This is a genomic window from uncultured Ruegeria sp. (genome assembly GCF_947504215.1).
Lineage (GTDB): Bacteria > Pseudomonadota > Alphaproteobacteria > Rhodobacterales > Rhodobacteraceae > Ruegeria.
In genome coordinates this window covers 269,782-287,566 of the sequence record NZ_CANNGO010000004.1, presented here as the reverse complement: position 1 = coordinate 287,566, position 17,785 = coordinate 269,782, and the positions used below count along the sequence as shown (strand labels likewise).

The window sequence follows — 17,785 nt, the reverse complement described above, 5'->3', positions numbered from 1 at the left end:
ACCATGTTCCGCCTGACCGAATACATGCACCAACTGGTCACCCCGACCCCGGTGCGCAAGCGCCGCCCCGGCCCGGTGAAGCCGGTGGTGATCTGGAACCTGACTCGGCGCTGCAACTTGAAATGTCGTCACTGTTACACCGTCTCGGCGGATGTGGCGTTCCCGGGCGAGCTCAGTCATGAGCAAGCCATGGAAACCCTTGAGGATCTTGGCCAGTTTCGCGTCCCGGCCTTGATCCTCTCGGGTGGGGAACCTCTGGACCGGTTCGATTTCTCCGACATCGCCAATCGGGCCCGCGATCTGGTGCCAATGCTGGCACTGTCGACCAATGGCACCCGCATTCACGGCGAAACCGCCGATAGGATCGCTGATGTGGGATTTAATTATGTCGGCATCTCGTTGGATGGGATCGGCGCCACAAACGATTGGTTCCGGGGCGTTGAGGGCGCCTTTGTCGACGCCTTGCGGGGCGTGCGCGAATGCAAGAAGCGCGGCATCAAAGTTGGCCTGCGCTTCTGCATGACCGAAGGTACGCAACATCATTTACCCGATCTGCTGCAGCTCTGCGATGATGAGGGCGTCGATAAGTTCTACTTGTCCCATCTGGTCTATGCCGGGCGCGGCGACAAGAACCGGGGCGAGGATGCCGAACACGTGCGCACCCGCAAAGGTCTGGACCTGTTGCTGGAACGCGCGTGGGAGGCCGCCTCGGGCGGGCGACCGCTCGATATCGTGACCGGCAACAATGACGCCGACGCAGGCTATTTCCTGAATTGGGTCCGCGCGAATTTCGATGCCGAGAAAGAGGTGCATGTGCGCGACCATCTGGTCCGTTGGGGCGGAAACTCCAGCGGTCTGGGTGTGGCGAATATCGATAATCTGGGCCGGGTTCACCCGGACACTTATTGGTCGGATTACACGGTCGGCAACGTTAAAACGACATCGTTTTCCGAGCTCTGGGCCGGCGACGACCAAATGCTGGCCATGCTGCGCACCCGCCCGCGTCCGCTGAAAGGGCGATGTGGAGCCTGCCAGCTCAAGGATGTCTGTGGCGGGAATACCCGCATCCGGGCCTTGCAACTGACCGGTGATCCCTGGGCCGAAGACCCGGCCTGCTACCTGTCAAATGATGAAATCGGCGTGGATGATGCAGGTGAGCGTCTACAGGTCACGCCGTTCCGAGGGAAACGTTATGATCCGGCACATCAGTTCTTTTGACGCTGTTGGCTCTGTGCGCCCAGCCGCAGAGCTGTTGAGTTGTATCGGAGCCTCCGGCGGGAGTATTTTTGAAAGGGTGAAGATCGGAGTGTTGTGCTCAATCCTCGGCGTCGGGGCTGCTTGGGCAGACGCGCCATCAGACTACGCCGAACATTGCGCCTCATGTCATGGCGAAACCCGTCTGGGCGGCATTGGTCCTGCATTGATCCCTGAGACTTTGAAACGCATGCGCGGCCCCCGCGTCGCGGCCGTGATTGCCGAAGGGCGGCCGGCCACCCAGATGCCCGCGTTTTCGTATGAGTTGGACGCGCTGCAAATTGAAGAACTGGCCGGATGGTTGAAATCACCGTTGGAAAGCAATCCTGAGTGGGGTGAGGCCGAGATCATCGCAAGCCGCATTCTGGATGAGGCTTATGACTCAGTTGATGCCCCTGTCTGGGACAGTGACCCGATGAACATCACCTTGGCCGTTGAAACCGGCGATCATCACGTTAGCGTTTTAGATGGCGATACGTTCGATGTTCTGGACCGGTTCGAAACCCCCTTTGCCGTCCATGGCGGCCCGAAATTCAGCCCCGATGGGCGTTACGTGTTCATCATGTCTCGCGATGGCTGGGTGCAAAAGTATGACATCTGGGCGTTGCAACAGGTGGGCCGCGTGCGTGCGGGGTTGAACAGCCGCAACATCGCTATGTCCGGTGATGGCAAATGGGTGGCGGTGGCGAATTATCTGCCGAACTCTCTGACACTGCTGTCGACCGATGATCTATCGGTGGCGAAAGTTATCGATGTTAAGAGCAAAAAGGGTAACTCAAGTCGGGTTTCGGCCGTCTATCAGGCTCCACCACGTGAAAGCTTTGTGTTGGCGCTTAAGGATGTGCCGGAGATCTGGGAGGTTTTCTATGGCGGCAATCCTCCGCAATCTGGATTGGGCCATGATTTTCGCATCGAAGGGCAATTCAAGAACCCTGATCCATTCCCGGTGCGTAAGATCAGCACGCCCGACTATCTGGACGATTTCTTTTTCGATCAGAGCTATGAATACGTCATGGGGGCGTCCCGCGATGGCAAGGGCGGTCAGGTCATCGATCTGGTCATCGGCCAGAAAGTGGCGGATCTGGACCTGCCGGGGATGCCGCATCTGGGATCGGGAACCACGTGGCAGTATGGCGATACAACGGTGATGGCGACGCCGCATCTGACCGATAGCACCGTTTCCGTGATCGACATGCAGACATGGGAGACCGTCAAGCGGATCAAGACAGAAGGGCCGGGGTTTTTCATGCGCAGCCATGAGAATTCGCCCTACGTTTGGGCTGATGTGTTCTTTGGCGCCAACAAGGACGCGATGCATGTGATCGACAAGCAAAGCCTTGAGATCGTGAAAACGCTGCGCCCTGCGCCGGGCAAGACTGTGGCCCATGTGGAATTCACCAAGGATGGCAGCCACGCGCTGGTTTCGATCTGGGAAGATGACGGCGCGGTAATCGTCTACGACGCGCAGACGCTTGAGGAAATCCGCCGTCTGCCGATGCGCAAACCTTCGGGAAAATACAATGTCTGGAACAAGATCACCTTCTCGGAAGGCACCAGCCACTGATGGCAGATGGCCGGTGTGGAAACTGTCCATATTGCTTTATCCCGCGACCGCATTGGCGGTTGCCATCAACCTGTTTCTGGCGGGGCTAGTCCTGCACGGTTTGGGGTTCAGCGTAATATCTCCGATCACCGCACTGTGGTGGTGTTTGCCCTTGGGTGCGCCCGCATCCTGGTTGGCCGGACGCTGGGTGCGTGGGTTGATGGATGAGGCTGACAGGTAAGCTTTTGTTCATGATCTCCTGAGATGCGACATCCCGCAAAACGCGGTTGCATAAAAAGCCGCCGATTTGAGAACACCTGACCTAAGTCAAGTTACCGAAAGCAAGAATCCCTTAGGACTCGGGAATGGTTACCGAGTTGGATTCTCAATGCCTGTCAATGCCACAACACACTACCTCCCTGTCCGTGCGTTTCGCACGGCATGTGGTTTGGCGGGCGTCTTCCTTCTGCTTGTGCAAACGTTTGGCCCGGCGCTGGCGAGTCCCGGGGAAAGCATGTGGATAGAGATCTGCTCGGAGGCGGGCGCGGTCTGGGTTGAGGTTGATCTTGATGAAGAAGGCCAAGACCCGAACATGCCCTGCCCGAAATGCGCTGACTGTACTTTATGCGCGATAGCAGGGGTCGTTCCTGTCCTGGACGTTCCTGATTTGACGCGCATTGAGTTTTTACAACACGCGCAATTCCGGCGTGAGGACGTGTACAACTCAAACAATATGGCCTGGCTGTGGCCTGCAACCCGCGGACCCCCGCGTGGGCCCCAAATCATAACCGAACGCGCCCCGCGCGTGACCATGGCGGCAATCCAAATATCCGGAGGTGCGCCGTGGTAGTAAGTCGCGCAATCCACTTTCTGCTGGCCTTTATCTTGTCCTGTCTGATGGCGCTGAGCGCACAGGCCGACAGCCTCGCCAGCTTCTTGCCCGAAATTGAACCCACTGATCTGGCGCCCGGTGCTGATGGCTTTGGTCCGGTGCGCGCGAATGTTCCTGTTGCCCCCGTTTTGAAGGGTGGCGAAACGGTTGCATGGGCTTTCCTGACCTCTGACTTTGTCGGCACAACGGGGTATTCCGGCAAACCAATCCATGTAGTGGCTGCGATTGATGATCAGGCGGTGCTGACCGGCGTGCAACTGGTCAAACACTCGGAACCCATTGTTCTGATTGGCATCCCCAATTCGCGCATGGCCGAACTGACCGAAGGCTATGCAGGGCTTGACCTCAAACGCGAGGCTGAGACCGGGGGAGAAGGGCACGATCTCGACATCATATCCGGCGCAACCGTCACGATCATGGTGATCGATGACAGCCTCGTGCGCGGCGGCATCAAGGTGGCGCGGGCACTGGGTCTGGGCGGCCTGTCACCGTTGCAGGCCGATGGTCCGAAGCGCGAAATCGACATGGCTAAGAACGCCATCTATGACTGGTCGACCCTGTCGGGCGATGGCTCGATCCGGCGGCTGACGCTGGATGTTGGACAAGTCAATGCCGCCTTTGAGGCCACAGGCGATCAGCGCGCCATCAAACGCCCTGAACCTGGCGAGCTGGATGACACGTTCATCGACATGCACATCGCGCTGGTCTCGGTTCCATCTATCGGCAAATCCCTGTTGGGCGAAGCCGAATATCAGAACCTGGTTGAATGGCTGGACGAAGGCGAACAGGCCATTCTGGTGCTGGGACGCGGAGCATACAGCTTTAAGGGCTCGGGCTATGTGCGCGGTGGGATTTTTGACCGCATTCAGCTCATTCAGGGCGACAACTCGGTACGCTTTTTTGACAAGCAGCAAGAGCGTCTTGGCAGAGTTGCCGCCCCCGATGCGCCCAGTTTCACTGAGCTGGATATCTTCAAAATCCCGGCTGAGGCCGAGTTTGATCCGGCCGAGCCATTCCGGCTACAACTGCTGGTGCAGCGCGCGGTGGGTGCGGTTGAGAAGACGTTCCTGACCTTCGATCTGGGCTACATACTGCCAGAGCAATACTTGCTGCCCGTAGCGGCCCCCAAGATCGTTGATGACGCCACCAGCGAGGCCGCCGCCAAGGCCGCCCTGTGGCAGCGCATCTGGAAGGACCGCACTGTCGAGATTGCCGTTCTGGGCATCATGCTGCTGGTGCTGACCGCGACCTTCTTCTTCCAGTTCCACGCCACGATGAATGCCCGTGTCTTCTATTGGTTCCGCATCGGTTTTCTGACCATGACCCTGTTCTTCATCGGCTGGTACGCCAATGCGCAGCTAAGCGTGGTGAACCTGATGGCGCTGGCAGGCAGCTTGCGGACCGGGTTCTCGTGGGATGCGTTCCTGCTGGATCCGCTGGTGTTTATCCAGTGGTTTGCTGTGGCTGCTGCCCTGCTGTTCTGGGGACGGGGTGCCTATTGCGGTTGGCTGTGCCCGTTTGGCGCGTTGCAAGAGCTGACAAACAAGATCGCGCGCGCGCTGAAGGTGCCGCAATGGACTCTGCCCTGGGGTCTGAACGAACGCCTCTGGCCTGCAAAATATATGATCTTCCTCGTGCTCTTTGGTATCAGCTTTGTCTCGATCCCGCTGGCCGAGAAATATGCCGAGGTCGAGCCGTTCAAGACCGCGATCATCCTGAAATTCATGCGCGAATGGCCCTTTGTGGTCTTTGCGCTGACCCTGCTGGGGATTGGGCTGTTCATCGAACGGTTCTACTGCCGCTATCTCTGCCCGCTGGGTGGAGCGCTGGCGATCCCGGCCCGTATTCGCATGTTCGACTGGCTGCGCCGCTACAAGGATTGCGGCACACCCTGTCAGACCTGCGCCAACGAATGCCCCGTTCAGGCGATCCACCCCACCGGTGAGATCAATCCGAACGAGTGCGTCACCTGCCTGCATTGTCAGGTGCTCTACCAGTCCGAGGACAAATGTCCCGTCGTTATCCGCCAGCTCAAACGGCGGGCCAAGACAGGGTCGGTCCAGATGAAGACCCCACTCGGACAACCACCGGCGAACCATCCGAACGCCAAACCGTTAACCGCTTCCTAAAAGGAGGAGCAAATTATGTCGGAACATGATAATAAACTGAACATCACACGCCGCGGGATGCTGGGGGCAACCGCCACCGGCGCCGTGCTGGCAGGGACCGGACTGGGCTCGACCCTGATGACCGCGAAACAGGCCAGCGCTGCTGCTGGTGCAAATCTCGAACCCGGTGAGCTGGACGAATATTACGGCTTCTGGTCCTCGGGTCAGACGGGTGAGCTGCGCATTCTGGGCTTTCCGTCCATGCGCGAGCTGATGCGGGTGCCGGTGTTCAACCGCTGCTCGGCCACAGGCTGGGGTCAGACCAACGAGTCGCTGAAGATCATGAGCGATGGCCTGCTGCCGGAAACCAAAGAGTTTCTCGCCAAGCGTGGCCTGAAAACCTATGACAATGGCGACCTGCACCACCCGCATATGTCGTTCACCGACGGCACCTATGACGGCCGTTATCTGTTCATGAACGACAAGGCCAACACCCGTGTCGCCCGTGTGCGCTGCGATGTGATGAAATGCGACAAGATCACCGAGATCCCGAACGCCAAGGCGATCCACGGTCTGCGTCCGCAGAAATTCCCGCGCACCGGATATGTCTTTGCCAATGGTGAAGATGAGACCCCGCTGGTCAATGACGGCAGCGTGCTGGACGATCCGTCGCAATACGTGAACATCTTCACCGCGCTGGACGGCGACACCATGGAAGTTGCGTGGCAGGTGATCGTGTCGGGTAACCTCGACAACACCGACTGCGACTATCAGGGCAAATACGCCTATTCGACCTCGTACAACTCGGAAATGGGTATGAACCTGGCCGAGATGACCGAGAACGAGCTGGACCACGTTGTTGTTTTCAACCTTGCGGAAATCGAAAAGGGTATTGAGGCTGGCGACTATCAGGAGCTGAAAGGCGTCAAGGTTCTGGATGGACGTAAGGGTCAGAACAAGAAGTACACCCGCTACATCCCGATCCCGAACTCGCCACATGGCATCAACACTGCGCCTGATGGCAAGCATGTCTGCATCAACGGTAAGCTGTCTCCGACCGTATCGATCATGGATGTGACCAAGCTGGACGCGTTGTTCGAAAGCGATGCCGATCCGCGGTCCTGCATCGTCGGTGAGCCGCAGCTGGGTCTTGGCCCGCTCCACACCGCGTATGACGGTCAGGGCAACGCGTTCACCACGCTGTTCCTCGACAGCCAGATCGTGAAGTGGAACATCGACAAGGCAATCGAGGCTTACGGCGGCGCCGATGTCGATCCGATCATCTCGAAGGTCGATGTGCATTATCAGCCAGGTCACAACTCGACTTCTATGGGCGAAACCAAGGATGCCGACGGCAAGTGGCTGATTTCGATGAATAAGTTCTCAAAAGACCGCTTCCTGAACGTCGGTCCGCTGAAGCCTGAAAACGAGCAGCTGATCGACATCTCGTCGGATGAGATGAAGGTGGTTCACGACGGCCCGACCTTTGCCGAGCCGCATGACTCGATCATTGTGCGCAGTGATATCGTGAACCCGGTCAACGTCTGGGATCGCAACGACGTCACCTGGGAGGACGCTCGTATCCAGGCTGAGGCAGATGGTGTCGATCTGGAAGACGGCGCTGAAGAGCCGATCCGGGATGGCAATAAGGTGCGTGTCTATATGACATCGCAGGCCCCGACCTTCAGCCTTGAGAAGTTCACCGTCAAACAGGGTGACGAGGTGACGGTCTACATCACCAACCTGGATGACGTGGATGACGTGACCCACGGCTTCTGCCTGGGCAATTACGGCGTTGCGATGGAAGTTGCCCCGCTGGCAACCGCCTCGGTCACCTTCACCGCTGACCGTCCGGGTGTGCACTGGTTCTATTGCCAGTGGTTCTGCCACGCGCTGCACATGGAAATGCGCGGCCGGATGCTGGTCGAGCCGCAGGGAGCATAACCCATGCGTTGGTCCCTGCTTATACCGCTCCTGCTCGGCTCGCCCCTTTGGGCGGCGGATTGGGATGTGCCCAACCGGGCAGGGGCCATCAATGAAATACTGGCTCAGGCGGCGGATGGGGACACCCTCCGCCTGAGCCCCGGTGTCTACACCGAAACACTGGTTCTGGACCGGCCCGTCACCATCGACGGGCTGGGACAGGCCACCATTGACGGACAAGGAAACGGCAGCGTCATAACAGTGACCGGGCCGGGCGTGACCGTGCGCGGGCTGACCGTGATCGGCTCAGGCTCAAGCCATGACGGGATCGACAGCGGCATCCAATTGACCAAGACGGCCACTGCGCCGGTGATCGAGGATAACGTGCTGCTGGGCAACCTCTATGGCATCGATATTCACGGGGCCAAGGACAGCATCGTGCGTGGCAATCGGATCGAAGGTCGCCAAGACCGGCGGATGAATGACCGCGGCAACGGCGTTTATGTCTGGAATGCACCGGGCGCAGTAGTCGAAGGCAATGACATCCGGTACGGGCGCGACGGGATCTTTGTGAACTCGTCCGAGAAAAACACCTTTACCGGCAATCTGTTCCGCGATCTGCGATTTGCCGTGCATTACATGTATGCCGACAATTCTGTGGTCAGCGACAATGTCTCAATCGGCAACGATCTGGGCTATGCGGTGATGTTTTCGACCAATGTGAAAGTGGTCGACAATGTCTCAATCGGTGACCGCGAACATGGCGTGATGCTGAACTACGCCAACAAGAGCGTCATAACCGGCAACGTGGTGAAAGGAGCCAAGGAGAAATGCACTTTCCTCTATAACTCCAACAAGAACGAATTTACCGGCAATTGGTTCCAGGGATGTGGCATCGGCATCCACTTTACCGCTGGCAGCGAACGCAACCGCATTGTCGGCAATGCGTTCATCGGCAACCGGACACAGGTAAAATACGTCTCGACCAAATGGGTCGAATGGTCCGAAGACGGGCGCGGCAACTACTGGTCCGATTTCGCCGCATACGACGTGGATGGCAACGGCATCGCCGATGCCCCCTATCGCCCCAATGACTCGATGGACCATGTGTTGTGGACCCAACCCGCAGCCAAACTGTTGCTCGGCTCGCCTGCCGTGCAGCTGGTGCGCTGGTCGCAATCGGCCTTCCCGGCGTTGTTGCCGGGGGGCGTGATGGACAGCAACCCACTGATGCAAGCCCCTGAACCCCCAGCTATGAAAAAGGTGCCTCATGACGGATAAGGCCCTGTCAATCGACCAGGTTTTCAAGGACCGCGGAAAGACCCGCGTTCTGGACGATATCACCCTGTCTCTTGCCCCTGGCCAGCGCGTTGCGCTGCTGGGCCATAACGGCGCGGGCAAGTCGACGCTGATCAAATCCATCCTTGGACTGACGCCGATCCATGGCGGAGCCATTCGGATCGGGGACGCCACCCCCGGCAGCGCGCAAGCGCGCCGGGAAACGGCCTATCTGCCCGAGGCAGTCTCGTTCCATCCCGCCCTGACCGGGCGGGAGCAGTTGACCCTGTTTGCGAAGCTGTCCGGTGAAAAGGCCGATGTTCCGGCCCTGCTGGACCGGGTAGGTCTTAGCGACGCGCTGGATCGCCGCATCGGCACCTATTCCAAAGGAATGCGGCAGCGTCTGGGTCTGGCGCAGGTCCTTTTGGGCAAGCCAAAGGTAGCACTTTTGGATGAGCCGACGAGCGGGCTGGACCCGATCTCACGGCAGGACCTCTACGCTATCATCGACGAGTTGGCAGCGCACGGGACCGCGGTCCTGATCGCCTCTCATGCCCTGACAGAGGTCGAGGCTCGAACTGATCGCATCGCCATCATGCGCAAGGGCCGGATGGTCGCCGACGACACTTTGAGCAACCTGTCAGCACTGGCCGGATTGCCAATCCGCCTGCAAGTGCGTGCCAGCACCAACCCAGATGCGCTTGCCGCCGAACTGGGCGGCAAACGGATCAACGGTGTCTCGGTCGAGCTGCTGTGTTCCCCAGATGACAAGATGGAGGCTCTGCGCCGTATCGCTGGGATGGGCGATGCGGTTGCGGATGTGGAAATGACTCCGCCCAAGCTGGAGGACCTTTATCGCCACTATGCACAGGAGGAGATGCAATGACCCGTTTCCTTGCCATCACCCGTACTGAAATGCTGATCCTGCGGCGCAATCGCTGGCTGCTGGTCGCTACGCTTATCATGGTGCTGTTCGCGCTGGCGCTGACCTTTGCAGGCAGCGCGCCAACCGGCACGTTGGGCGTCGACATGTTGACCGTTTCGGTCGCGTCGATGACCACGCTGTCGGTTTATCTTGCACCGTTGCTGGCGCTGATGATCGCCTTTGATGCCATCGCCGGGGATGTCGATCGCGGCAGCCTGTCGCTGCTGCTGTCATATCCGGCAGGGCGCGGAGAGATTCTGCTGGGTAAGTTCACCGCGCATCTTGCGGCGTTGGCCTTTGCCATGTTCATCGGCTTTGGCGCCGCAGGAGCCGTCGCGGCTTGGTTCGGAGGCGCTGGGCCGGAAAGCCTGATGGCGCTGGTCCGCCTGATCCTCACATCAATCCTGTTGGGCGCCGTGTTCCTGGCGTTGGGATACCTGTTGTCCGCCCTGGCAAAGGGGGCCACTGCGGCAGCAGGCTTGTCGGCCGGGCTCTGGCTGGTTTTTGTCGTCCTCTATGATCTTGGGCTGTTGGGAGCCGTCGTCATGGATGAGGGCGGCACCTTCACCCAATCCGTCTTTCCATGGGTGATGGTGGCCAACCCGGCCGACGCTTTCCGACTATGGAACATCGCCGCAACCGAAGGCGTCGCGATGGCTTCGGGTATGACCGGTGCCGCACAGGCGCTGCCGGTCTGGGCGGCGCCCACCTCGCTGCTGATCTGGCCAGTGATCGGCTTTGCCCTTGCCCGCTTCGCATTTCGGAGGGTTGAGCCATGAGATACCTTGCCCTGATAGCGCTCGTCGCATTGGCTGCCTGCAAGGAAGAGGTCGCCGAGGCCCCGAACGCTGTCGACCTGACCCCGGATGCACTAAGTTATTTCTGCCAGATGAATATCGCCGAACATGGCGGACCTAAGGGCCAGATCCACCTGAAGGGATACCCGACCCCGCTGTTTTTTGCGCAGGTGCGTGACATGGTGGCGTATCTCAAAAGCCCCGAACGGGACGCCGAGATCACCGCCGTTTATGTCAGTGACATGGGTATCGCGCCCAGCTGGCGGCAACCGGGGATTTCAAATTGGATCATGGCCGATGGAGCGACATTTGTCGTTGGAGCCGACGTTGCGGGTGGCATGGGCGCCCGTGAGGTTGTGCCGTTTGCCGATCCGGCAGATGCTTCAGCGTTCATCGAACGGTTTGGCGGCTCCGCGCTGCCTCTGTCTGGCATTCCCAGTACCGAAGTTCTGGGACCGGTGGATCTGGATCTGCAGTTGGAGACACCAGCATGACCTATTTGTCCCGCCGCCGTTTCCTGTTCATGTCTGCGGCTTGCGCTGCCGTTCCCACAAGCGCCATGCCGGCATCAATCGCCCGTTGGCGAGGCACTGCCTTGGGCGCACCGGCCAGTCTACGGTTGGTTGGGTTGACGGAGACCCAAGCCGCGCCAATCTTTGCGGCGGTCGAGGCCGAAGTGATCCGTCTGGAAAACATCTTCAGCCTGTATCGGCCCGACTCGGAACTGTGCCGTTTGAACCGGTATGGGCATTTGATCGCCCCAGCGCCGGAACTGTTAGATGTACTTGGTCTGTGCACAGCCTTGTTCGAGGCCACAGGCGGCGTTTTTGATCCCACAATTCAACCCCTCTGGGTCGCATTGGCAACCAGAGCACACTCGGACCAAGTGACTGCGGCCCGAGATACAGTTGGCTGGAACCGCGTGTCTGTTCAGACAGATCAGATCCGTCTGCCACAACCTGGTCAGTCGGCACTGACTTTGAACGGTATAGCGCAAGGCGCCATAACCGATCGTATCAGCGTGCTGCTGGCGTCGTATGGCTTACGTGATGTTCTGGTGAACATGGGAGAGATCGCGGCCCATGGGTGGCGCGCAGACGGGCAAGACTGGCGCGTCGGTTTGGCTGGGCCCGAAGGCAAAGTTCAAAAGACCATCTCACTTCAGGACAGAGCCGTCGCAACCTCGGATCCCAACAGCATGATGCTTGCGGATCAGCAAGGTCATATCCTCAATCCAAAAGGCGACGAAGTTGCGATGCATACCGTGTCCGTCTCTGCGACCAATGCGGCCTTAGCCGATGGCCTATCTACGGCCTTGTGCGCACTTCCAAAACGCAGGGTGAAAGCTGTCATTGCGGCATTCTCCGGGGCCGTGCTGGAGATGTTTGTCTGATGACCAACCCGCCCGTCTTGCTCATTGACCCAAGTCAACGCAGGCGCCGTCTCTACACGCTAGGCAGTGCGTACACCTCGGAGTCGAAAAGATGGTTTCAGATAAGATAGGCCGATTTGTTTGGCATGACCTGTTCACCAGGAATGCCGCTCAGTCAAAATCTTTCTATGAAAGGATTGCGGGCTGGAGCTACGTGACAGAGCACGCCATGGAGTTCGCGTGGGGTGGCGGGCAGGGGGATTACATTCTGGCCCATTCGGAGGGCGAGGCAGGTGCTGGATTTGTCGAGTTGAATGACTCGGAGCATTTCGGATGGATGCCGTATGTTGAGGTTGATGACGTCGACGCGACAGCTGAAAGGGCGCTGGAGTTGGACGGCACCGTCACCAAGGCACCGTTTGAAGTCAACGGAGTCGGTCGTAACTGTTTGCTACGCGATCCAAATGGCGCATATATCGGCATTACCCGGTCCAGCCACCAATACCCTGCGCCAGCAATGCAGTTCGGTGCTGAATTCTATTTGGCGCTGAAAGATGAGTTTCCCACAGAATTCTACAGCGACCTCTTTGGTTGGAGAGCTGCGCCTTTGGATCACACATGCAAAGGGCCTTGGCCAATTCTCAGTGCGGGAATCGAAATCGGATTTGTTCTCGCGGGCGCTCTCCAAGAGGGTACCATCCCATCATGGGTTCCTGGCATCAGGGTGCCCAATCAAACCGAAGCGCTGCGACAGGTCCCGAAGATGAACGGGTCGGTTGTCAATCCGAAAGACGAACAACTAGAAGACAGGCGTCAGCCCATGGTCGTGGATTCAAACGGAACACTCTCTGTGCTCATGACTCGGTAAGACGGAATTTCAATTCTGATCCGCACGTTTTTCTCAATGAATGGGCTACGATGTGACATCGGGCACATTTCAATACTCTCTTTGTAACTCCGCATCCATATTAGAAACGCAGGCACGTGCTGGTAAAGGAACCTTACGCACCTGAAATATGTACATATTTTCTGGAAGAATGCCCGCAATAGGGTTAGTTTAGTGGCGGAGACGAAGGGATTCGAACCCTCGAGACCCTTCCGGGCCTACTCCCTTAGCAGGGGAGCGCCTTCGACCACTCGGCCACGTCTCCGCCGAAGGGTATATCCGTGCATGTAACCGAGATACAAGGTCGATTTTTCCGGCGCGTGCATTTTTCTGCGATGCTTTAGCGGTGTCGTTCAGGCAACGGTCGAGTTCAAGTATTCTTGCGTGGCGTTTCGTTTTCTTCATGATAGTTGCCAGTAAATGAGTCGTAGCAGTCAGTTTGGTCCATCACTCGCTTTCACCTGAAGGGTGGGTTGGGGCAGGGTCAAATTGGTGGACGTGATATGGGGCATGTCGGATGGCATTCAGGCTGGTTTCCTGCGATGGGGGCGGGATTAGAGGGTACTTGACGTGTTTGATTCTGCAGAGCCTGCATGAAGAAACGCGTTTTCTGGATAAGGCGGATGGGTTCGCCGGGACGTCTACGGGTGGCATGATTGCGGTTGCTCTGGCGGATGGTCGGTCACAGGGCAAGGACATGTCTGCACTGGTCGGCAAACTGGCGGCGCACTACCGCGATGATGCCGACAAGCTTTTCCGTGAAAACGAACGGACCTTTCTGGACAAGGCATTCGACGACGTTCTGAGAAAATTCAAATTGGGCGGAGGCCCAGGGATCACGGCGGCACAGTACAACTCGACAGGTCTTGCAGAAATCGGAGAGAGCCTTGTCGGGCACCGAACGCTGGAGACACTGGATCCCGAGATCGTTCTGGCGGTCAATACTGTGTGCCTGCATCGGGATGACAAGGTTGGCTGGTCGCCATTCACAGTGACCAATCAGGATCTGAGTCACGAGCACTGGCTCGATATGAGCGCCGTCAAACTGTTGGATGTGGCGATGGCGAGTTCAGCCGCGCCAACCTACTTTCCGCCTCATCTGATCACTGCGGATGGTGTCGACTATGGTTACTTCGCGGACGGGGGCACATTTGCCAATAATCCGGTGATGAATGGCATCAATGTGGCGATTGCAGCAAATCACGCAGACGGGCTGGAAGACATTGAGGCTTTGTCCATCGGGACCGGTCAGCAACCGACAGATATTTCGGAAGAAATGATCAAGGACCCAAATGATTGGGGGTTGCTCAAATGGTTCGGTATTACGTCGGGTGCGACCAAGGGTGCGTTGATTGAATTGCTACTGACGACATCCGCAGAGAACCAGTACTGGATGGCAAATCTTGTACTGAAAGACCGGCTGGTACGTCTGAACCCACCATTGCCCAAAGTTGTCGGCCTGGCCACACACAAACCTGCCTCGTATGACATGATGGATATAGCTTTTCAGGCCAGCAAGCAGACCCATCATTGGGACAAAGCAGTCAAGCTGCTGAACAGATGGTAACTATCCGAGTTTCCCCAAAACAACCTCTCTGTTGCGTTTTTGAGAGCAGTCGTTAAGAATTAGTTGATAGATATTAAAGAATTATCAGATTGAGAGTTGGGGCATGGGGGATTCCGGCATTGCCGAAAAATTGGTGGAAGTGCTGCATCGTCCTGATGGCGATACAGCACTGCGACCGGTTCACACGATTGGAATAAGCGCCACGGGGTATTTCAAGCCATCTCCGATCGCGCAAAACTTTTGTATTGCCGAACATTTTCGCGAAAAGAAAACAGATGTCATTGTGCGCTTTTCGAATGGATCAGGCGCGGCGACGGTACGTGACGGCTGGTCCGATGTGCGTGGCATGGCCGTTCGTTTTCATCTGTCGGACAAAAGCGATACAGATCTGATCGCAATGACTTTGCCCGAGTTCTTTTCGCCAACGCCTGAGGATTTTCTAGCTTTTGCCAAAAGAGCTAAGCCCAAGCCGTACAAAGGTGAGACCCCGTGGCAGAAGATCTTCAACTACTTGCACCTGATATTGCCAAAACGTGATCCCTATCCGGGTGAAACGATCAGCCCAGATGAAGGGGCCATTGAGTTCGCTGATCAAAACGCGCATGCGCAGTTGGGTGTGGTTCAGGCCGCTGCGATCGGGGCTCCGGTCAGTTACGTGCGTGCAGCGTATCACGCAGTACATACATTCATTATTACAGACCCGAACAAAACCCGTCGCTGGGTGCGGTTTGCCTGGCAGCCGATAGCGGGTGTTCTCGAGACAAACCCCAATTTACCACCAGTGGATGACTTCCTTCAGCAAGAACTCAAAGACCGGCTGAGCGCGGAAACGGCGCGCTTTTCGCTGATGATGACCATCGGGGAGGTGGGTGACGATTTCAACAATTCCGCCCGGCCATGGCCACCACATCGCAAACGGATCATGATGGGAACATTGACGCTGAACGCAGTGCCAGAGGATCAGATCGAACACTCGGAAAAGCTCAGTTTTAATCCGGGATTGCTGACCGACGGGATCGAGATGTCGGACGATCCAGTGTTGAAAGTGCGCGTTGACGCCTACAAGGTCTCCAGCGCCTGGCGCAGCGGAACACCTTGCCCATTCTCGCAGAGGTAAACCGATGACACGCCAGAACACTTGGTTCAATCGCTACGTCAACAGCTTGCCGGAAAGGGGATGGTTCAAGTTCCTGTCGCGCTATGTGGTTGTGCCCTATTGGGCCTGGCGGGATCCCAAGCCGAAACTACCAGGCGGTCCAAGACCCTCTCCGCAGCCAAGCCAGAACGTACAGCGCATGATGAACCTGATAATGCCGCTAAAAGATCCGTCGCCTGCCGGGCGTGCCCATGCGACTCTGGCCATTGCCGAGAACGTTGATGAGATTTTTGCCGGGCTGGACAATGTTGGCACCGTCCACTTTGCGCGGTTTCTTCTAATCGACAACAATATCTGCATGATATCCGTTTATGACGGCGATTTCAGCAATTACATCCGGGATTTCATCACCACGATTGGAAGCGTGTTCAACGATGTAATTTCACTGGTGGATGGTGCTGAGCATCTGATCCCCACCGAACACAATGTCGAGGAGTTCATTGACTGGGTGCAGGAACACGACCTCTTTCAGGCGCCTGATTTTCCGACCGATTTGTTTGGTCTGCAGGATGCGGCCAAAGGTCAAACGCCGAACGAACCGCCGCATATGTTGGCGTCATTGCCGCGCGAGTTCGTTTTGCAATTGCATGCAAATCGTAACCTTTCGTTGGGCGGCGGCTATCGCGCTTATCCCGGGGTCTCGGCCGCGCAAGTGCGCCAGAAATTTGGACAGGGCTGGTGAATACGCATTTTAAACTCTCTGATATTCAGGGCAACATCCTGCGCGGTTATCGTCGTAATCTGGTGCGCCATCTGATCCTTGAAGTAAAAGACAAAGGCGCGGCGCGCCGTTTTCTGGCGGCGGCTGTTGATGATGGCACCGCAGACTCACCCAAGATCACACGTGATGTAACTTGGGAGGTAAGGCCGCCTTACTGTTTCAACATTGGCATCACGTATGAAGGCCTGCGCGCTCTGGGAACATCTTCCCGGCACCTGAACACGTTCCCGACCGAATTCAAGCATGGCATGACCAAGCGTGCGATCAAGATCGGAGATTTCGGCGACAGCGCCCCCGAGAATTGGCCCGCGCCTTTTGACCAACCAGACCGCGTGCATCTGATTGCATCCATTCACTCGGACGTTTCCGAGCATCTTGATCAAGTCGAAGCAGAGGTGGCGAAAGCCTTTACCGTCCTTGGTGTACGTAATGGTCGAAACCTTCCCGAAGGCCGGGTTTTCTTTGGGTATGTCGACGGAATTTCACAGCCTCGTTTCAAGCGCGTCATTGATCCGGAAATGGCTGATGTGGATGAGCCCATGGACCCTCTGGGTACAGCGCTGTTGGGGTATCCAACCCGGCAGGAAGGCGTTTTGTACCGTGTGCCTACACCGCACGAGCTGGGCTTTAACGGCTCATTCAACGCGTTTCGGGTGCTGGAACAGGATGTGGTGGCCTTCGAAAACTATCTGGATCAGGGGGCCACAACCCTAATGGACCATCCCAAGAAACATCTGCTGGCGGACCCGGACAATCTGGGCCGCATTGGGGAAGGCCTAGACATGTTTGGTGCCTTGCGCGAAGTGGTCGCCGCACAGATGTGCGGGCGATGGCGCAACGGTGTTCCGTACGAGCTGTCGCCGGATGCACAATTCCCCGAAACCGAAGTCTCGCCGACCAATTTTGACTATACGCACGCGTCACGTTGTCCGGCCGGGGCACATCTGCGCCGTGCCAATCCACGTGGCGGTCCAATCGTGCAACGTATTGCAAATTATACGCGTCGGTTGATCCGACGTGGTATGTCTTACGGGCCCGATTTCGACCCCAAAAACCCTGACAATGCAGAACGCGGTCTGCTGGGTAGTTTCATCGGGGCCAATATCGCGGCGCAGTTCGAAGCAGTGATGTGTGACTGGATCAATTTGGGCCTTCAGGATCCGAATATCACCGGCGCGAATGATCCTTTATTGGGGGCAAATACACCTGAAACCAGCTGGTTCGATATGACTTTACCCGACGGAGATACGATCCGCATCTACGGGTTCCCGCGTCTAATCTACGCGCGCGGAGGAGCCTACACCTTCCTGCCGAGCATAGCTGCGATCAAATATTTGTCGGAACTGACGGACTGAGCCAAAAC

The 17,785-nt window shown here is 57.4% G+C and carries 16 protein-coding genes and 1 tRNA gene; 16 read left to right on the top strand and 1 reads right to left on the bottom strand.

The features are described 5' to 3' along the window. The first annotated feature begins 3 nt into the window (after positions 1-3). The 12 genes from nirJ to Q1B21_RS10340 all read left to right on the top strand — a co-directional run bounded on the left by nirJ (position 4) and on the right by Q1B21_RS10340 (position 12,960). Positions 4-1,218: a heme d1 biosynthesis radical SAM protein NirJ gene (gene nirJ / locus Q1B21_RS10390; protein WP_299889110.1), complete on the top strand. Its 1,215-nt coding sequence runs from the start codon at positions 4-6 to the stop codon at positions 1,216-1,218. Continuing rightward, the gene (locus Q1B21_RS10385; protein ID WP_299889108.1) at positions 1,193-2,818 is read left to right on the top strand and encodes a nitrite reductase; all 1,626 of its coding nucleotides are present in this window, start codon (positions 1,193-1,195) and stop codon (positions 2,816-2,818) included. The genes nirJ and Q1B21_RS10385 overlap by 26 nt, the downstream gene beginning before the upstream one ends. Positions 2,819-2,831: 13 nt before the next feature. After that, positions 2,832-3,038, top strand: a complete 207-nt coding sequence (locus tag Q1B21_RS10380) for a hypothetical protein (RefSeq protein WP_366525400.1) — start codon at positions 2,832-2,834, stop codon at positions 3,036-3,038. Between the two features lie 147 nt (positions 3,039-3,185). Next, positions 3,186-3,647: a DUF2946 family protein gene (locus tag Q1B21_RS22365; RefSeq protein ID WP_366525401.1), complete on the top strand. Its 462-nt coding sequence runs from the start codon at positions 3,186-3,188 to the stop codon at positions 3,645-3,647. Positions 3,648-3,694: 47 nt separating this feature from the next. Next, positions 3,695-5,818, top strand: a complete 2,124-nt coding sequence (locus Q1B21_RS10375) for a NosR/NirI family protein (protein WP_299889193.1) — start codon at positions 3,695-3,697, stop codon at positions 5,816-5,818. A gap of 15 nt (positions 5,819-5,833) precedes the next feature. Next, positions 5,834-7,741, top strand: coding sequence for a TAT-dependent nitrous-oxide reductase (gene nosZ, locus Q1B21_RS10370; protein WP_299889104.1), 1,908 nt, complete (start codon positions 5,834-5,836; stop codon positions 7,739-7,741). Between the two features lie 3 nt (positions 7,742-7,744). Then, a complete protein-coding gene (locus tag Q1B21_RS10365) occupies positions 7,745-9,001 on the top strand; it encodes a nitrous oxide reductase family maturation protein NosD (RefSeq protein ID WP_299889102.1) in 1,257 nt (418 codons plus the stop codon). After that, complete coding sequence (locus Q1B21_RS10360) at positions 8,991-9,884, top strand: ABC transporter ATP-binding protein (protein ID WP_299889100.1); 894 nt, start codon at positions 8,991-8,993, stop codon at positions 9,882-9,884. The genes Q1B21_RS10365 and Q1B21_RS10360 overlap by 11 nt, the downstream gene beginning before the upstream one ends. Continuing rightward, positions 9,881-10,702 carry an ABC transporter permease subunit gene (locus Q1B21_RS10355; protein ID WP_299889098.1) on the top strand — a complete coding sequence of 274 codons (822 nt, stop codon included), beginning with the start codon at positions 9,881-9,883 and terminating at the stop codon, positions 10,700-10,702. The genes Q1B21_RS10360 and Q1B21_RS10355 overlap by 4 nt, the downstream gene beginning before the upstream one ends. Beyond that, on the top strand, positions 10,699-11,214 hold the full coding sequence (locus Q1B21_RS10350) for a nitrous oxide reductase accessory protein NosL (protein ID WP_299889096.1): 516 nt from the start codon (positions 10,699-10,701) through the stop codon (positions 11,212-11,214). Before Q1B21_RS10355 ends, Q1B21_RS10350 begins: the two co-directional genes overlap by 4 nt. Further along, entirely contained in the window at positions 11,211-12,113 is a 903-nt protein-coding gene (locus tag Q1B21_RS10345) for an FAD:protein FMN transferase (protein WP_299889094.1), read from the top strand. The genes Q1B21_RS10350 and Q1B21_RS10345 overlap by 4 nt, the downstream gene beginning before the upstream one ends. Before the next feature lie 91 nt (positions 12,114-12,204). Further along, the gene (locus Q1B21_RS10340; protein ID WP_299889092.1) at positions 12,205-12,960 is read left to right on the top strand and encodes a VOC family protein; all 756 of its coding nucleotides are present in this window, start codon (positions 12,205-12,207) and stop codon (positions 12,958-12,960) included. Positions 12,961-13,153: 193 nt separating this feature from the next. On the opposite strand, the gene Q1B21_RS10335 is transcribed toward Q1B21_RS10340, so the two are convergent. Continuing rightward, positions 13,154-13,243: transfer RNA gene (locus Q1B21_RS10335), tRNA-Ser, on the bottom strand. Positions 13,244-13,495: 252 nt separating this feature from the next. Here Q1B21_RS10335 and Q1B21_RS10330 point away from each other — a divergent pair. The 4 genes from Q1B21_RS10330 (at position 13,496) to Q1B21_RS10315 (ending at position 17,777) form a co-directional block, all read left to right on the top strand. After that, positions 13,496-14,545 (top strand): patatin-like phospholipase family protein, encoded by a 1,050-nt coding sequence (locus Q1B21_RS10330; RefSeq protein ID WP_298937765.1) that lies wholly within the window; start codon positions 13,496-13,498, stop codon positions 14,543-14,545. Positions 14,546-14,648: 103 nt separating this feature from the next. Beyond that, a complete protein-coding gene (locus Q1B21_RS10325) occupies positions 14,649-15,662 on the top strand; it encodes a catalase (RefSeq protein ID WP_299889091.1) in 1,014 nt (337 codons plus the stop codon). Positions 15,663-15,666: 4 nt separating this feature from the next. Further along, on the top strand, positions 15,667-16,383 hold the full coding sequence (locus tag Q1B21_RS10320; protein WP_298937763.1) for a hypothetical protein: 717 nt from the start codon (positions 15,667-15,669) through the stop codon (positions 16,381-16,383). Then, entirely contained in the window at positions 16,380-17,777 is a 1,398-nt protein-coding gene (locus Q1B21_RS10315; RefSeq protein ID WP_299889089.1) for a hypothetical protein, read from the top strand. The genes Q1B21_RS10320 and Q1B21_RS10315 overlap by 4 nt, the downstream gene beginning before the upstream one ends. Positions 17,778-17,785: the final 8 nt, after the last annotated feature.

What these genes read in the sequence shown, in the direction of transcription:
- nirJ (WP_299889110.1), top strand. Translation starts at nt 4, where the DNA reads ATGTTCCGCCTGACCGAATACATGCACCAACTGGTCACCCCGACCCCG.
- Q1B21_RS10385 (WP_299889108.1), top strand. Translation starts at nt 1,193, where the DNA reads ATGATCCGGCACATCAGTTCTTTTGACGCTGTTGGCTCTGTGCGCCCA.
- Q1B21_RS22365 (WP_366525401.1), top strand. Translation starts at nt 3,186, where the DNA reads ATGCCTGTCAATGCCACAACACACTACCTCCCTGTCCGTGCGTTTCGC.
- Q1B21_RS10375 (WP_299889193.1), top strand. Translation starts at nt 3,695, where the DNA reads ATGGCGCTGAGCGCACAGGCCGACAGCCTCGCCAGCTTCTTGCCCGAA.
- nosZ (WP_299889104.1), top strand. Translation starts at nt 5,834, where the DNA reads ATGTCGGAACATGATAATAAACTGAACATCACACGCCGCGGGATGCTG.
- Q1B21_RS10365 (WP_299889102.1), top strand. Translation starts at nt 7,745, where the DNA reads ATGCGTTGGTCCCTGCTTATACCGCTCCTGCTCGGCTCGCCCCTTTGG.
- Q1B21_RS10360 (WP_299889100.1), top strand. Translation starts at nt 8,991, where the DNA reads ATGACGGATAAGGCCCTGTCAATCGACCAGGTTTTCAAGGACCGCGGA.
- Q1B21_RS10355 (WP_299889098.1), top strand. Translation starts at nt 9,881, where the DNA reads ATGACCCGTTTCCTTGCCATCACCCGTACTGAAATGCTGATCCTGCGG.
- Q1B21_RS10350 (WP_299889096.1), top strand. Translation starts at nt 10,699, where the DNA reads ATGAGATACCTTGCCCTGATAGCGCTCGTCGCATTGGCTGCCTGCAAG.
- Q1B21_RS10345 (WP_299889094.1), top strand. Translation starts at nt 11,211, where the DNA reads ATGACCTATTTGTCCCGCCGCCGTTTCCTGTTCATGTCTGCGGCTTGC.
- Q1B21_RS10340 (WP_299889092.1), top strand. Translation starts at nt 12,205, where the DNA reads ATGGTTTCAGATAAGATAGGCCGATTTGTTTGGCATGACCTGTTCACC.
- Q1B21_RS10330 (WP_298937765.1), top strand. Translation starts at nt 13,496, where the DNA reads ATGGCATTCAGGCTGGTTTCCTGCGATGGGGGCGGGATTAGAGGGTAC.
- Q1B21_RS10325 (WP_299889091.1), top strand. Translation starts at nt 14,649, where the DNA reads ATGGGGGATTCCGGCATTGCCGAAAAATTGGTGGAAGTGCTGCATCGT.
- Q1B21_RS10320 (WP_298937763.1), top strand. Translation starts at nt 15,667, where the DNA reads ATGACACGCCAGAACACTTGGTTCAATCGCTACGTCAACAGCTTGCCG.